The organism is Streptomyces sp. NPDC027185 (genome assembly GCF_055567035.1).
Genome location: NZ_JBVHRF010000008.1, coordinates 228,046 through 242,442, shown reverse-complemented (window position 1 = coordinate 242,442; position 14,397 = coordinate 228,046). Strand labels below are relative to the sequence as shown.

Below are 14,397 nucleotides of genomic sequence, written 5' to 3'. Positions count from 1 at the left end.
GGCACCCCGCCGGGCCTGGGATGATCGGGGTATGGCTGAACGCGTAATCGCCGCGTGTGACGGGGCGTCGAAAGGAAATCCGGGACCGGCGGGCTGGGCCTGGGTCATCGCCGACGAGGCGGGCGACCCGGCCGTCTGGGAGGCGGGCCCGCTGGGCACGGCGACCAACAACGTCGCCGAGCTGACCGCCCTGGAGCGGCTGCTGACCCACGCCGATCCGCAGCTCCCGCTGGAGATCCGGATGGACTCGCAGTACGCGATGAAGGCGGTCACCACCTGGCTGCCGGGCTGGAAGCGCAAGGGCTGGAAGACCGCCGCGGGCAAGCCGGTCGCCAACCAGGAGCTGGTGGTCCGCATCGACGCACTGCTGACCGACCGCTCCGTCACGTTCCGCTACGTCCCCGCCCACCAGGTGGACGGCGACCGGCTCAACGACTTCGCCGACCGTGCCGCGAGCCGCGCCGCGACCGAACAGGAGCCCGCCGGCAGCGACCGGGGCTCCCCGGAGCCGCCGCCCTCCGCACCGTCCGCCGCCCGCCCCAAGCCGGCCCGCCGCACCGGCGCCACCCGTACCGGCGGCTCCGGCGGCGGCTCGTCCCGGACGCTGAAGGCGAAGTTCCCCGGCCGCTGCCGCTGCGGCCGTTCGTACGCCGCCGGTGAGCCCATCGCCAAGAACCCGGACGGCTGGGGCCACCCGGACTGCCGCACCTCCGCGACCGGGGCCGTGTAGCCGGCGGGGCCGGGGCGCACGCCGGACCGGCGGCCGGGACCACGGACGGGGCCGGGGGCGGGGGGACCGGCTCATCCAGACGATCATCGACGGGGAACTCGACGCGCTGCGCGAGCGGTTGCTCGCCGTGCTGCCCTACGCGCAGGGCCGGCGGGAGGCCGCCTCCGGCGTGCTGAAGAGCCGGCTCGTCTTCGTCCAGGTGCTCTGCGTGGACCGGCTCACCGAGGAGAGCTGCACCCGGGCCGAACTCCGTGAGGTGTGCATCGGTGCGCTGCTGGGCGCGCTGCGGCCGCTCCTCGACGAGGACCCCGCGCCGCAACGGCCGCGCTGACGGGTGTGCCGTGGGCCGGGAGGGGCGGATGAAGCGCTTCTGTTGCCCGGCTTAAGAAATGATCGATGGACGCGGCGCCCGCCGGACGGCAGATTGTGAGGCGTCCGGCCACGGGCGGCCGCGGGTTCCCGCGTCCGTCGCCGTGTGCCGGTTTTTCCTGCCCGGACGCGCTCCGCCGCGAGGCGCCGGGCCCGTCGTCGGCACAGGAGACGCCTCGGTGAAAGCGCTGGTCAAGGAGAAGGCTGAGCCCGGTCTGCGGCTCCGGGACGTCCCGGAGCCGGCCGTCGGACCCGGCGATGTGCTGATCAAGGTGTTGCGCACCGGGATCTGCGGCACCGATCTGCACATCCGGGACTGGGACGGCTGGGCGCAGCAGGCCGTCGCCGCCCCGCTCATCGTCGGCCACGAGTTCGTCGGCGAGGTCGTGGAGACCGGCCGGGACGTCGCCGACATCGCCGTCGGCGACCGGGTCAGCGGCGAGGGCCACCTGGTGTGCGGCAAGTGCCGCAACTGTCTGGCCGGGCGCCGCCACCTGTGCCGCGCCACCGTCGGGCTCGGCGTCGGCCGCGACGGCGCGTTCGCCGAGTACGTCGCGCTGCCCGCCTCCAACGTGTGGGTGCACCGGGTCCCCGTCGACCTCGATGTGGCCGCGATCTTCGACCCGTTCGGCAACGCCGTGCACACCGCCCTGTCGTTCCCGCTGGTCGGCGAGGACGTGCTGATCACCGGCGCCGGGCCGATCGGGCTGATGGCGGCGGCCGTCGCCCGGCACGCCGGCGCCCGGAACGTCGTGATCACCGACGTCAGCGAGGAGCGCCTGGAGCTGGCCCGCAAGATCGGCGTCGGCCTCGCGCTGAACGTGGCGGACGCGACGATCGCCGACGGCCAGCGGGAGATCGGGCTGCGCGAGGGCTTCGACATCGGCCTGGAGATGTCCGGCCGTCCCGAGGCGCTGCGCGACATGATCGCCAACATGACCAACGGCGGCCGCATCGCCATGCTCGGCCTGCCCTCCGACGAGTTCCCCGTCGACTGGGCCCGCATCGTCACCTCGATGATCACCCTCAAGGGCATCTACGGCCGCGAGATGTTCGAGACCTGGTACGCGATGTCGGTGCTGCTCGAAGGCGGCCTCGACCTCGCGCCGGTGATCACCGGCCGCTACGGCCACCGCGACCACGAGGCGGCCTTCGCCGACGCCGCGAGCGGCCGCGGCGGCAAGGTCATCCTCGACTGGACCGTCTGACCTCCCGTTCCCCCCGCCGGGCGCGCCCGGCGACCCGTCCCTCCGCATCCCGGTAACCGACCCCGAAGGACAGGCCATGTTCGACTCCGTACGCGATGACCTGCGCGCCGACCTCGACGAGATCCGCAGCGCCGGACTGCACAAGCCCGAGCGCGTCATCTCCACCCCGCAGTCCGCGAGCGTGCAGGTCACCGCGGGAGGCCGCCCCGGCGACGTGCTCAACTTCTGCGCCAACAACTACCTCGGCCTCGCCGACCACCCCGAGGTCGTCGCCGCCGCCCGCGACGCCCTGGACCGCTGGGGCTACGGCATGGCCTCCGTCCGCTTCATCTGCGGGACGCAGGAGGTCCACAAGGAGCTGGAGGCGCGCCTTTCGGCCTTCCTCGGCCAGGAGGACACGATCCTCTACTCCTCCTGCTTCGACGCCAACGGCGGTGTCTTCGAAACGCTCCTCGGCCCGGAGGACGCGGTCATCTCCGACGCCCTCAACCACGCCTCCATCATCGACGGCATCCGCCTGTCCAAGGCCCGCCGCTTCCGCTACGCCAACCGCGACCTCGCCGACCTGGAGACGCAGCTCAAGGAGGCGGCGGGCGCCCGCCGCCGGCTCGTCGTCACCGACGGCGTCTTCTCCATGGACGGCCATGTCGCGCCGCTGCAGGAGATCTGCGACCTCGCCGAGCGCTACGACGCGATGGTCATGGTCGACGACTCGCACGCCGTCGGCTTCGTCGGCGCGGGCGGGCGCGGCACCCCGGAGCTGCACGGCGTGATGGACCGTGTCGACATCCTCACCGGCACCCTCGGCAAGGCCCTCGGCGGCGCCTCCGGCGGCTATGTCGCCGCCCGCGCCGAGATCGTCGCCCTGCTGCGCCAGCGCTCCCGCCCGTACCTCTTCTCCAACAGCCTGGCCCCGGTGATCGCCGCCGCCTCGCTGAAGGTCCTCGACCTGCTGGAGTCCGCCGGTGACCTGCGCGACAAGCTCGCCGCGAACACCGCGCTGTTCCGCTCCCGGATGACGGAGGAGGGCTTCGACCTGCTGCCGGGCGACCATCCCATCGCCCCCGTCATGATCGGCGACGCGGCAGAGGCGGCGCGGATGGCCGAACTTCTCCTGGAGCGCGGCGTCTACGTCATCGGCTTCTCGTACCCGGTGGTGCCGCACGGCGCCGCCCGGATCCGCGTCCAGCTCTCCGCCGCGCACTCGACCGAGGACGTGCACCGCGCCGTGGACGCCTTCGTCGCCGCACAAAAGGCCCTGGCCACCGAGGTGGCGTGAGCCGCCTGGCAGAATCGACGGTGTGATCGACGCACGACGGCTGCGCACCCTCCAGGCGGTGGCCGACCACCGGACGGTGACCGCGGCAGCCGCGGCGCTGCACCTGACGCCCTCCGCCGTCTCCCAGCAGATCGCGGCCCTGGAGCAGGAAACCGGCCACAAGGTCCTCGCCCGCGACCACCGCGGGGCGCGTCTGACCCCGGTCGGCGCGATCCTGCTGCGGCACGCCGGGGCGGTCCTCGCGGAGCTGGAGCGCGCCGAGGCGGAGGTCGCGGCGTACACCAGCGGGGCGGCGGGTGAGGTCACCGTCGCCGCGTTCGCCACCGGCATCGGCGTGGTGGTGGCCCCGGCCATCACCACGCTGCGCGCCGCCGCGCCCGGCATCGTCGTCCGGGTGCGGGACGCGGAGGGCGACGAGAGTCTGCCGATGGTGCTCGACGGGCGTGCCGACATCGCCGTCGCCGTCGAGTACCGGGGCGCGCCGAGCGCCGCTGACCGGCGGCTGGTGCGCGTGCCGCTGTACGCCGAGCCGTTCGACGCGGTGCTGCCGCGCGACCACCGGCTCGCGCACGCCCCCGCGGTGCCGGTGGCGGCGCTCGCCGAGGACCCGTGGATCGGCCCGTACCCGGGTAACCCCTGCCATGACGTGATGGTCCTGGCCTGCGAATACGCCGGGTTCCGGCCCGAGCTGGCGCATTCGTCGGACGACTTCCGGGCCGTGGTCACGCTCGCCGGCGCGGGGGCCGGGGTGGCGCTGGTGCCGCGCTCGGCGCTGCGCGACACCGATCTCACGCAGGTCGCGGTACGGCCGGTCGACGGGGTGGCGGCGACGCGCCGGGTCTTCGCCGCCGTCCGCCACGGCGCCGAGGACCATCCGCTCTTCCGCCCGGTCCTCGACGCCCTGAGCGCGGCGGCCACGGCGGTCCCGCCGGGCGACCCGGTGGCCGCCTGACGGAAGCGGGCGCCCGCCGGACGGCCGTCCGCGGGCGCGGGAGCTTTACGGCATCGGGCGCGCGGTGGCCCCGCGTCGCCGGGGCCCGTGTCGCCGGAGCCGCCGCGTCCGTCCGCCGCCGCGGTCCCGGGGCCCGTACGCCCTGCTCGGCACCGTCCCGGACGGAGGACGCGGCGGCAGCCCGTCACCCCCGCGCGGGCACCGGGTTCAGCAGTTCCTCGCCCGCCGCCCACCGGCGGACCTGTTCGACGATCAGCCGCTCGGCGCGCGGGCGGAACGACGCCGCGCCGCCGCCGACGTGCGGGGTCAGCAGTACACCGGGCGCGTGGCGCAGCGGGTGGTCGCCGGGCAGCGGTTCGGGGTCGGTGACGTCGAGGGCGGCGCGCAGCCGGCCGGCCGCCGTCTCCGCCAGCAGCGCCGAGGTGTCCAGGGTGCGGCCCCGTCCGACGTTGACGACGAGCGCGCCGTCCGGCAGCGCGGCCAGCTCCCGGGCGCCGAACAGCCCGGTGGTGGCCGGGGTTTCGGGCAGGGTGAGCACCGCGATGTCGACGTCCGGCAGCAGCGCGGGCAGCTCCTCCACGGCATGCACCCCGCTCTCGGGCCGGGCCCTGCGGGCGATCCGTACGACCTCTGCCTCACAGGCGAGCAGCCGCCGCTCCAGCGCCTCGCCGATCGACCCGTACCCGACGATCGCGACCCGGCTGTCCGCGAGCGCGCGGGTGAAGTGCGGTGCCCAGCGGCCCGCTGACTGATCGGCGACCCAGCGCGGCAGTTCGCGCTGGGCGGCGAGGATCAGGCCGAGGGCGTGCTCGGCGGTGGACGCGTCGTGCAGTCCGCGGCCGTTGTGCAGCGCGACGCCGTCCGGCAGCAGCGGCTGGAGCTTCTCGACGCCCGCGCTCAGCGACTGTACGGCGCGCAGCCGCGGCAGCCGCGCCAGCAGCCGGTGCGCGTCCGCGACCGCGTACGGCATGACCCACAGGCTCACCGCGGCCAGCGCGTCGGCGGACAGTTCCCCGACGGGGGTGCGGCCGTCCCACACATGGACGCGGGTGCCGTCGGGCCAGGGGCCGTGGCGGGTGTCGAGCTGCGGCCAGGGGATCAGGACGTCGGTCATCGTGCGTCTCCTCGACGGCGGGTGAAGTCGGTGAACGGGGAGCGTCGAACCGTTGACCGGAACGTCCGCCTCCTCGTAAGTTCTTCCCGCCTAGTGAAACACTTTCCATCTCACGGAAAACGGGGGGTCAACGATGACAACGCCGTCACCGTCCCTGAAGCCCGCACGCTCCCTGTGGGCCTCCAGCCGCGCCCGGCACCTCATGCCCGTCGCCTTCCTCACGTACTCGCTCGCCTACCTGGACAAGTCCAACTACTCCCTCGCCTCGGCGGGCGGGATGGCCCAGGAACTGCACCTCTCGGCGGGCCTCGACTCGCTGATCGCGGCCTCCTTCTTCCTCGGCTACTTCGTCTTCCAGATCCCCGGCACCATCTACGCCGAGCAGCGCAGCGCCCGCCGCCTGGTCGCCTGGTCGACCGTGGTGTGGGGGCTGCTCGCCGTCGTCCAGGGCCTGCTGAGCGACCCGGCGCAGCTGATCGCCGTCCGCTTCGCGCTCGGCGTCGTCGAGGGCGCCGTCCTGCCGTCGATGGTCATGCTGCTGGGCCGCTGGTTCACCCACGCCGAGCGCGGGCGCGCCAACACACTTTTGATCCTCGGCAACCCCGTCACCGTGATGTGGCTGTCCGCCCTCTCCGGCTGGCTGATCTCCGTCTCCGACTGGCGCGTGATGTTCATCGTCGAGGGCGTCCCCTCGGTGCTCTGGGGCCTGCTCTGCCTCCGCCTGATCAAGGACCGCCCCGAGGACGCCGGCTGGCTCCCCGCCGCCGAACTCACCGAGCTGCGCGCCGACCCCACCACCGCCCCGGCCGCCCCCGCCGCCACCCGCGACCTGGCCCGCTCCTACCGCGCCGTGCTGCGCTCACGCCCCGTCCTGCTGATGTCCGCGCAGTACTTCTGCTGGTCGTTCGGGATGTACGGCTTCATCTTCTGGCTGCCCTCGATCGTCAAGCGCGGTACCGGCGAGGGCATCGGCGCCACCGGACTGCTCACCGCCGTCCCGTACGCCTTCGCCGTCGTCGCGATGCTCGTCAACTCCCGCCTCTCGGACCGCAGCGGCCGCCGCCGCACCGCCGTCTGGCCCTGGCTCGCCACCGGCGGCCTCGCCCTCTTCGGCTCCTACGCGGCGGGCGACCGCTTCACCCTCGCCTTCGCCCTGCTGGTGATCGCCGCCGCCTGCCTCTACGCGCCCTACGGGCCGTTCTTCGCGCTGGTCTCCTCGCTCGCCCCGGCCCAGATCTCCGGCGCGGCCGTCGCGATGGTCAACTCCTTCGGCGCGCTCGGCTCGTTCGCCGGTACGTACCTGGTCGGCTGGGTGCGCGGCACCCCGCTCGGCGACGCGGGAGCCTTCGCCCTGATGGCCGCCGGCGCACTGCTCTCCGCCGCACTGACCCTCACGGTGCGCGAACCCCGCACCGCCACGGAGCCCTTGGGTACGGTGGCCGGGCAGCCGGCGCCCGCGAAGGCCCGCTGACGCAAGGGGAACGGCCGGGCCACCGGCGCGGCACACAGGAGAGACCCACCATGACCACGACATCCGGCGACGACCAGCTCAGCCGGGGGCTGCGCCTGCTGTCCGCCCTCGCCGACCACCCCGAAGGTCTCGGGGTCAGCGCCGCGGCCCGGCTGACGGGCCTCCCCGTCAGCAGCGCCCACCGCATCCTGGGCCGCCTGGTGGCCGAACGCTTCGCCTCCTACGACGAACGCGCCCGCCGCTACGCCCCGGGCGTGCGCGTCCTGGAACTCTCCCGCGGCTTCCACCGCTCACCGGCCGGCTACTCCGAGGCCGCCGCGCCCATGCGCGCCCTCGCCGCCGCCACCGGACTGCCCGCCATCGCCGGCATCCTCCACGACGGCGCCGTCCTGCTGGTCCTCGCCGTCCAGGGCACCCAGCACCTCCAGCTCCGCAGCGCCGAGGGCACCCGCAACGCCTGGCACGCCACCTCGCTCGGCAAGGCCCTGGTCTCCGGAGCGTCCGCCGCCACCACCGACACCCTGCTGTCCGCACCGCTGCCCGCGGTGACCGCCCGCACGGTGACCGACCCCGAGGCGGTACGCGAGGAACTGGCCCGGGTACGCGCCCGGGGCTGGGCCGAGGTCGACGAGGAGGGCGAGGCCGGCGTCCGCTCGATCGCCATGGCGGTCCCGGCCCGCTCGGGCCCCCCGCGCCTGGCGGTCTCCCTCGGCGCCGTCACCGCCCTGACCCCGGCCGACGAACTCCGCGGCCATCTGCCGCGGCTGCGCGGCTGCGTGGAGGAGATCGCGGCGCACATGGGGGAGTGACGGCCCGGCCGCTCCGCCGGTGCCGCGCCCCGGGCGACGAGGCGTGCCGCCGCCTGACCTGCGCGGCAGGGCGGCGCCCCGGCCTTTCGGCCGGGATCCCGCTGCCGCCGTCCGTCCGGGCGGGGCACCATGCTGCTACGGGTACACCCCGCGCGCCCCGGACGCACCGCACCCGACACCAGGAAACGGAGCCCCATGCGTATCGCCCTCTGCCAGCTGACCTCGACGGCCGACCCGCGGCAGAACCTCGCCCTGCTCACCGAGCACGTCCGCCGCGCCGCCGACGACGGTGCCCGGCTGGCGGTCCTGCCCGAGGCGGCCATGTGCCGGTTCGGTGTCCCGCTCGGCCCCGTCGCCGAACCGCTCGACGGCCCGTGGGCGGACGGCGTCCGCGCCGCCGCGCAGGCCGCCGGGATCACCGTCGTCGCCGGGATGTTCACCCCCGCCCCCGGCGGCCGGGTCGCCAACACCCTCCTGGCGACCGGCCCCGAGGCGGAGACCTCCTACGACAAGATCCACCTCTACGACGCCTTCGGCTTCCGCGAGTCCGACACCGTCGCCGCCGGGGACCGCGTCGTCACCCTCGACGTCGACGGCGTCCGCGTCGGCCTCGCCACCTGCTACGACCTGCGCTTCCCCGAACTGTTCCGGGCCCACGCGGACGCCGGCGCCACCGTCAGCGTGCTCCCCGCCTCCTGGGGCGCCGGCCCCGGCAAACGCGACCAGTGGGAACTCCTGGTCCGCGCCCGTGCCCTGGACGCCACCGTCTGGCTCGCCGCCGTCGGCCAGTGCGCCCCGGACCCGGCGGCCGACCCCGAGCAGCCCACCAAGGCGCCGACCGGCGTCGGGCACAGCCTCCTCGCCGCCCCCGACGGCACCGTCCGCGCCCGCCTCGGCGCGGAGCCCGCCACGGTCACCGTCACCGTCGACGAGGCGGAGACCGCCCGCGTCCGCCGCGCCGTCGCCGTCCTCGACAACCGCCGCCTGCGGGACGGCCGGATCGCGTAGCGGACGGCCGCCGGAGAGCGGCACGGGGCCGACGGCACGGGGCGGCGGTACGGGCCGGGCCGATCGCGGCTCACGGGGCGCGACACCACCGGGCGGGCGCGGGGCGGGGCGGCCCGGTGCCGCCCCGTCCCGGTGCGCCGCAGGTCCGCCGTCCCCGTAGCGTCATTGCGGACAGGAACTGGCCGGAACGGCGGACATCGTGGAGGTGTCCGGGCGCCCGGGACACCGCCACGGTGCGGTCCGGGCGCCACCGCGCCTCCCGAAGGACCGCACCCATGACGCAGACCCCCGCCACCACCGCCCCGGCGACCCCCACCGGCACCTTGCTGGGCTCCGGGATCTGGGCCCCCGACGGTGCGGCCCTCGCCGACTTCTACGCCGCCGCCCTCGGCTGGGAGAGCCGCCACACCTTCCACGACGAGGACGGCAACCCGGCCGCACACCTCATCAGCGACGGCGTGCGGACCCTGGTGTTCTGCACGGCCCGCACCTTCCGCGCCCCCGAGTGGCCGCGGGACGAACTCCCCTTCCACCTCGACCTCGCCTTCGAGGACCCCGCCGCGGCCGAGGAACGCCTGCTCGCCCTCGGCGCCACCCGCCCCGACCACCAGCCGGGCGAGGGACGCTGGACCGTCCTCCTCGACCCGTCCGGCCAGCCGTTCTGCGTCTGCCGGGCCTCCTGAACACCCCCGCCCCGGACGGCCGGAGGCCCGGTCCGGGACCGTTGTCAGTGGCGGGTGGCATGCTTCCCGGTATGGACGAGACGAAGCCGAAAGCCGACCTCCTGCGCTATCTGCAGGCCGCCCGCGATGCCCTGCTCTGGAAGCTCGACGGGCTCGACGAGTACGACATCCGCCGCCCCCTGACACCGACCGGTACCAATCTGCTGGGCCTGGTCAAGCATCTCGCCAGTGTGGAACTGGGCTATTTCGGCGAGGCGTTCGGCCGCCCGCCCGGCGAGCCGCTGCCCTGGCTCGCGGACGGCGCCGACCCCAACGCCGACATGTGGGCCACCGCCGACGAGACGCGCGAGGAGATCGTGGGGCTGTACCACCGGGCGTGGCGGCACGCCGACGCGACCGTCGCGGCGCTCCCGCTCGACGCCCCCGGCCAGGTGCCGTGGTGGCCGCAGGAGCGCCGGGATGTGACGTTGCACCAGGTGCTGCTGCACATGACCGCCGAGACCCACCGTCACGTCGGCCACGCCGACATCGTCCGCGAACTGATCGACGGCGCCGCCGGGATGCGCGTCGGCAACACCAACCTGCCGTCGCAGGACCCCGCCTGGTGGGAGGAGTACCACGCACGCCTGGAGAGCGCGGCCCGAAAAGCCGCCGGGCGGGGGTGAGCGGACCGTGGCCCGGCGCCCCGGCCCCCGGGCGCCTCGGTGTCCCAGCCCGGATGCCGCGCCGGGCCCGGTCATCACCGACCGGACCCGGCGCCCGTGCGCCCCGGCCCGTCGGGCCCCGGGCAGCACCGCCCGGGGCCCGACGCGCAGGTGTCACGGATCAGCTGTCCGCCGGCCGCTCCGCCGATCCCGCCGCCAGTACCCGGTCCGGGCGGATCGGCAGGTCCCGGTGGCGGACACCGGTGGCGTGCCAGACCGCGTTGGCGATGGCCGCTGCGGAGCCGACGATGCCGATCTCCCCGATGCCCTTGATACCGACCGGGTCGTCCTCGTCCACGTCGTCGACCCAACCGGCCTCCAGCTGCGGGATGTCGGCGTGCGCCGCGATGTGGTATCCGGCCAGGTCCGCGCCGACGTGCCCGCCGGTCTCCCCGTCCCGCGCCGCCTCCTCGTGCAGCGCCATCGACAGTCCCCAGACCATCCCGCCGAGGAACTGACTGCGCGCCGTCAGCGGATTGACGATCCTCCCGGCGGCGAACATCCCCAGCATCCGCCGCACCCGCACCTCACCGGTGGCGGTGTCCACGGCCACCTCGGCGAACTGCGCCCCGAAGGAGTGCCGCTCCTTCTGCGACAGCGCGCCGACCGACGCGCCGGTGTCCGCCCGCGCGGTGAGGCCCTGCGGCGGGACGGTGCCGCCCAGCGCCAGCTTCTCGCGCAGCGCCGCCACCGCCTCGATGATCGCCCACGCCCAGGAGCGGGTCCCCATCGAGCCGCCGGCCAGCATCGCCGGGCCGAAGTCGCTGTCCGCGATCCGGATGTCGATCCGCTCCGGCGCCACCTCCAGCGCGTCCGCCGCGACCAGCGCCAGCGCGGTGCGCGCCCCCGTCCCGACGTCCGCCGCGGTGATCCGGACGGTGAACGTCCCGTCCGCCTCCGCCGTCACCGCCGCGGTCGACGGCGCGACACCCGACGGGAACCGCGCCGCGGCCGTCCCGGTGCCCAGCAGCCAGCGCCCCTCACGGCGCACCCCCGGACGCGGATCGCGCTCCGCCCACCCGAACCGCCGGGCGCCCTCCTCGAAGCAGGCCAGCAGATTCCGGCTGCCGAACGGCAGCCCGGAGACCACCCCCACCTCGGGTTCGTTCCGGGCGCGCAACACGATCGGGTCGATACCGCACTTCTCGGCCAGCTCGTCGACCGCGCACTCCAGGGCGAACGACCCCGGCGCCTCACCCGGCGCCCGCATGAACCCGGGCGTCGGCACGTCCAGCGGCACGACGTGGTTCTCCGACCGGTAGGCGTCCGGCCCGTACATCACCCGGCCGAAGCCGGAGCTGCGCTCGATGAACTCGCGGAACGACGACGTCGCCGAGTACGCCTGGTGATCCAGGGCCCGCAGCCGCCCGTCGGCGTCCGCGCCCAGCCGCACCCGCTGCACCGTCGGGCTGCGGTACCCCACCAGCGAGAAGAGCTGACGGCGCGTCAGCGTCACCCGTACCGGCCGGTGCAGCGCCGTCGCGGCCATCGCGGCGAGCACCACCGGGGGCCGCGTCCCCTTCGCGCCGAACGCCCCGCCGACATGCTCCGACCGCACCCGCACCGACCCCGGGTCGAGCGAGAACAGCTGCGCCAGCTCGCTCGCGACGAAGGAACTGCCCTGGTTGGAGTCGACCACCTCCAGCCGCCCGCCGTCCCAGCGGGCCATCGCCGCATGCGGCTCCATCGGGTGATGGTGCTCCTCCGGCGTGGTGTACCGCGCGTCCACCACGACCGCGGACGCGGCGAGCGCCTCCTCGGTCCCCGCCGTCCCGCCGGTCTCCGCACCGGTGCCGTACGCGTCCGGATGCGCCTCGGAGAACGCCACGTCGTGCGCCTGTGCCGCGTACCGCACCACCAGCGTGTCGGCGGCCTCCCGCGCCTGCTCCGGCGTCTCGGCGACGACCAGCGCCACCGGCCACCCCACGTGCCGCACCCGCTCGTCCTGGAAGAGCTGGAGCAGCGGGTCGGGCGCCCCGCCCATACCGGAGTACGCGCCGTTCAGCCGCGGCGCGTTGCCGTGGTGCAGCACCGCCAGGACCCCGGGCAGCGCCAGCGCCGCGTCCGTCTCCACCGCCGTGATCCGCCCGCGGGCGACGGTCGAGACCACCAGGTGCCCGTGGGCCAGCTCCGCGAACGGCACCTCTCCGGCGTACCGCGCCGCCCCGGTGACCTTCGCCCGGCCCTCCAGCCGGGTGTGCGCGGTGCCCACCGCACCGCCCGCCGCGCGGCTGCCCGCCGCGGTTCCCGTCGCGACCGTCATCGGCCCGCCTCCTCGGTCAGCTCGCCGAGGACGGCCACGACGAGGTTGCGCATCAACGTCAGCTTGTATCCGTTGTCCGGCAGCGCCCGTGCCGCCGCCAGCTCCGCGTCCGCCGCGGCGGCGAACGCCTCGGCCCCGGCCACCTCGCCGAGCAGCGCCTCCTCGGCCCGCCGCGCCCGCCACGGCCGCGAGGCGACCGCACCGAACGCCAGCCGCACCTCGGCCACCACCCCGTCCCGGACGCCGAGCGCCGCCGCCAGCGAGCCGATCGCGAAGGCGTACGAGGCCCGCTCGCGCACCTTGCGGTAGCGCGAGTGCGCCGCCACCGGCGCGGGCGGCAGCGTCACGCCGGTGATCAGCGCACCGTCCGGCAGCGCCGTCTCCCGGTGCGGGGTGTCGCCCACCGCCGGATACAGCGCGTCCAGCGGCAGCGCCCCCGGCCCGTCCGCCGTCTCGTACTCCACCACCGCGTCGAAGGCGGCCAGCGCCACGCCCATGTCGGAGGGGTGCACCGCCACGCAGTGTTCCGAGGCGCCCAGGATCGCGGCGTTGCGGTGCTCGCCCGCGACGGCCGGGCAACCGCTGCCGGGGGAGCGCCGGTTGCACGCCTTGGTGGTGTCGGTGAAGTAGCCGCAGCGGGTGCGCTGGAGGAGGTTCCCGCCGACCGTCGCCATGTTCCGCAACTGTCCCGAGGCCCCGGCCAGCACCGCCTGCGCCAGCGCCGGGTAGCGCCGCCGCACCTCGGGGTGGGCGGCCAGATCGCTGTTGGTGACGGTCGCACCGATCCGCAGCCCGCCGTCGTCCCCCTCCTCGATCCGGTCGAGCGGCAACTCCCGTACGTCGACCAGCAGCCGCGGCCGCTCGACCCCCGACTTCATCAGATCGACGAGGTTGGTGCCGCCGCCCAGGGCCCGCACCTCGGGGCCGGAGGCCAGCAGCGCCACCGCACCGGCCACATCGGCCGCCCGCTCGTAGGCGAACTCCCTCACGCCGTCACCTCCGTCCCGCAGACCCCGCCGCACGGGGAGCCCGCGGTCTCGGCCGCGGCCCGTGCCACCGCCTCGACGATGGAGGCGTACGCGCCGCAGCGGCAGAGGTTGCCACTCATCCGCTCCCGGATCTCCGCCGCGTCCAGCGGCGGCGGAGCGGCCCCGGGGCGGACATCGGCGGTGACCGCGCTGGGCCAGCCCGCCGCGTGTTCCGCGATCACCCCGAGCGCCGAACAGATCTGCCCCGGCGTGCAGTAACCGCACTGGTAGCCGTCGAGGTCGAGGAACGCCTGCTGCACGGGGTGGAGTTGATCGCCGTCGGCCACCCCCTCGATGGTGGTGACCTCCCGGCCCTCGGTGGCCACCGCGAACTGCAGACACGCCAGCGACCGCCGCCCGTCCACCAGCACCGTGCAGGCACCGCACTGGCCGTGGTCACAGCCCTTCTTGGTGCCCGTCAGATCGAGCCGCTCGCGCAACGCGTCGAGCAGCGTGGTGCGGTGGTCGACGGGGAGCGTGTGCGCCTCTCCGTTGACGCGCAGGGTGATGTCGCTGGACGGGGACGACGGTGACGGCGCCGACGACGCCGGGGACGTCGATGGGGGCATGGGTCAGCCTTCTTTCGCAGGAGTCAGGCGCGGCCGCATCCGGGCCGGGCGGCCCGGCGGACGGAGTGGTCGACCGGAGGTCGGGTGCTCCCGCGCCGCCGGACGGTGCCATCGGTGAACGGCGGGAGCACGGGAGGGGGTTGCACCGCGAGGGCGGTGCCGGTACGGGAGCGGGGAGGCGGGCCGGAGGGCGGCCGAAAGCGGCGCCCG

13 protein-coding genes and 1 pseudogene are annotated in these 14,397 nt (G+C 75.2%); 10 read left to right on the top strand and 4 right to left on the bottom strand.

Annotation, left to right across the window (positions count from 1 at the left end):
- The first annotated feature begins 31 nt into the window (after positions 1-31).
- The 5 genes and pseudogenes from ACZ4M8_RS25370 to ACZ4M8_RS25350 all read left to right on the top strand — a co-directional run bounded on the left by ACZ4M8_RS25370 (position 32) and on the right by ACZ4M8_RS25350 (position 4,538).
- Positions 32-730 (top strand): ribonuclease H family protein, encoded by a 699-nt coding sequence (locus tag ACZ4M8_RS25370; protein ID WP_467611022.1) that lies wholly within the window; start codon positions 32-34, stop codon positions 728-730.
- A gap of 61 nt (positions 731-791) precedes the next feature.
- A pseudogene (locus ACZ4M8_RS25365) lies at positions 792-1,061 on the top strand (TetR/AcrR family transcriptional regulator); the annotation flags it as partial.
- A gap of 217 nt (positions 1,062-1,278) precedes the next feature.
- Positions 1,279-2,307 (top strand): L-threonine 3-dehydrogenase, encoded by a 1,029-nt coding sequence (tdh, locus tag ACZ4M8_RS25360; RefSeq protein WP_467611020.1) that lies wholly within the window; start codon positions 1,279-1,281, stop codon positions 2,305-2,307.
- Positions 2,308-2,383: 76 nt separating this feature from the next.
- Entirely contained in the window at positions 2,384-3,586 is a 1,203-nt protein-coding gene (locus ACZ4M8_RS25355; RefSeq protein ID WP_467611018.1) for a glycine C-acetyltransferase, read from the top strand.
- A 22-nt stretch (positions 3,587-3,608) separates the two neighbouring features.
- Positions 3,609-4,538 carry a LysR substrate-binding domain-containing protein gene (locus tag ACZ4M8_RS25350; RefSeq protein ID WP_467611016.1) on the top strand — a complete coding sequence of 310 codons (930 nt, stop codon included), beginning with the start codon at positions 3,609-3,611 and terminating at the stop codon, positions 4,536-4,538.
- A 184-nt stretch (positions 4,539-4,722) separates the two neighbouring features.
- Here ACZ4M8_RS25350 and ACZ4M8_RS25345 read toward each other — a convergent pair whose 3' ends face one another.
- Positions 4,723-5,652, bottom strand: a complete 930-nt coding sequence (locus ACZ4M8_RS25345; protein ID WP_467611014.1) for a 2-hydroxyacid dehydrogenase — start codon at positions 5,650-5,652, stop codon at positions 4,723-4,725.
- Between the two features lie 133 nt (positions 5,653-5,785).
- Here ACZ4M8_RS25345 and ACZ4M8_RS25340 point away from each other — a divergent pair, with 133 nt between their 5' ends.
- The 5 genes from ACZ4M8_RS25340 (at position 5,786) to ACZ4M8_RS25320 (ending at position 10,288) form a co-directional block, all read left to right on the top strand.
- Positions 5,786-7,123 (top strand): MFS transporter, encoded by a 1,338-nt coding sequence (locus ACZ4M8_RS25340; protein ID WP_467611012.1) that lies wholly within the window; start codon positions 5,786-5,788, stop codon positions 7,121-7,123.
- 50 nt (positions 7,124-7,173) lie between these two features.
- Positions 7,174-7,932, top strand: coding sequence for an IclR family transcriptional regulator (locus ACZ4M8_RS25335; protein WP_467611010.1), 759 nt, complete (start codon positions 7,174-7,176; stop codon positions 7,930-7,932).
- 195 nt (positions 7,933-8,127) lie between these two features.
- A complete protein-coding gene (locus tag ACZ4M8_RS25330; RefSeq protein ID WP_467611008.1) occupies positions 8,128-8,940 on the top strand; it encodes a carbon-nitrogen hydrolase family protein in 813 nt (270 codons plus the stop codon).
- Positions 8,941-9,215: 275 nt separating this feature from the next.
- The gene (locus tag ACZ4M8_RS25325; protein WP_467611006.1) at positions 9,216-9,623 is read left to right on the top strand and encodes a VOC family protein; all 408 of its coding nucleotides are present in this window, start codon (positions 9,216-9,218) and stop codon (positions 9,621-9,623) included.
- Between the two features lie 71 nt (positions 9,624-9,694).
- A complete protein-coding gene (locus tag ACZ4M8_RS25320; RefSeq protein WP_467611004.1) occupies positions 9,695-10,288 on the top strand; it encodes a DinB family protein in 594 nt (197 codons plus the stop codon).
- A gap of 160 nt (positions 10,289-10,448) precedes the next feature.
- Here the strand turns inward: ACZ4M8_RS25320 and ACZ4M8_RS25315 are convergent, their stop codons facing one another.
- Genes ACZ4M8_RS25315 through ACZ4M8_RS25305 form a run of 3 tightly spaced genes read right to left on the bottom strand, consistent with a single transcriptional unit; the run spans position 10,449 to position 14,187 of the window.
- Positions 10,449-12,590 carry a xanthine dehydrogenase family protein molybdopterin-binding subunit gene (locus ACZ4M8_RS25315; protein WP_467611002.1) on the bottom strand — a complete coding sequence of 714 codons (2,142 nt, stop codon included), beginning with the start codon at positions 12,588-12,590 and terminating at the stop codon, positions 10,449-10,451.
- Complete coding sequence (locus ACZ4M8_RS25310; protein WP_467611000.1) at positions 12,587-13,579, bottom strand: FAD binding domain-containing protein; 993 nt, start codon at positions 13,577-13,579, stop codon at positions 12,587-12,589. Before ACZ4M8_RS25310 ends, ACZ4M8_RS25315 begins: the two co-directional genes overlap by 4 nt.
- Positions 13,576-14,187 (bottom strand): 2Fe-2S iron-sulfur cluster-binding protein, encoded by a 612-nt coding sequence (locus ACZ4M8_RS25305; RefSeq protein WP_467610998.1) that lies wholly within the window; start codon positions 14,185-14,187, stop codon positions 13,576-13,578. Before ACZ4M8_RS25305 ends, ACZ4M8_RS25310 begins: the two co-directional genes overlap by 4 nt.
- Positions 14,188-14,397: the final 210 nt, after the last annotated feature.

What these genes read in the sequence shown, in the direction of transcription:
- ACZ4M8_RS25305 (WP_467610998.1), bottom strand. Translation starts at nt 14,187, where the DNA reads ATGCCCCCATCGACGTCCCCGGCGTCGTCGGCGCCGTCACCGTCGTCC.
- ACZ4M8_RS25325 (WP_467611006.1), top strand. Translation starts at nt 9,216, where the DNA reads ATGACGCAGACCCCCGCCACCACCGCCCCGGCGACCCCCACCGGCACC.
- ACZ4M8_RS25340 (WP_467611012.1), top strand. Translation starts at nt 5,786, where the DNA reads ATGACAACGCCGTCACCGTCCCTGAAGCCCGCACGCTCCCTGTGGGCC.
- ACZ4M8_RS25370 (WP_467611022.1), top strand. Translation starts at nt 32, where the DNA reads ATGGCTGAACGCGTAATCGCCGCGTGTGACGGGGCGTCGAAAGGAAAT.
- ACZ4M8_RS25315 (WP_467611002.1), bottom strand. Translation starts at nt 12,590, where the DNA reads ATGACGGTCGCGACGGGAACCGCGGCGGGCAGCCGCGCGGCGGGCGGT.
- ACZ4M8_RS25345 (WP_467611014.1), bottom strand. Translation starts at nt 5,652, where the DNA reads ATGACCGACGTCCTGATCCCCTGGCCGCAGCTCGACACCCGCCACGGC.
- ACZ4M8_RS25335 (WP_467611010.1), top strand. Translation starts at nt 7,174, where the DNA reads ATGACCACGACATCCGGCGACGACCAGCTCAGCCGGGGGCTGCGCCTG.
- ACZ4M8_RS25355 (WP_467611018.1), top strand. Translation starts at nt 2,384, where the DNA reads ATGTTCGACTCCGTACGCGATGACCTGCGCGCCGACCTCGACGAGATC.
- ACZ4M8_RS25320 (WP_467611004.1), top strand. Translation starts at nt 9,695, where the DNA reads ATGGACGAGACGAAGCCGAAAGCCGACCTCCTGCGCTATCTGCAGGCC.
- ACZ4M8_RS25330 (WP_467611008.1), top strand. Translation starts at nt 8,128, where the DNA reads ATGCGTATCGCCCTCTGCCAGCTGACCTCGACGGCCGACCCGCGGCAG.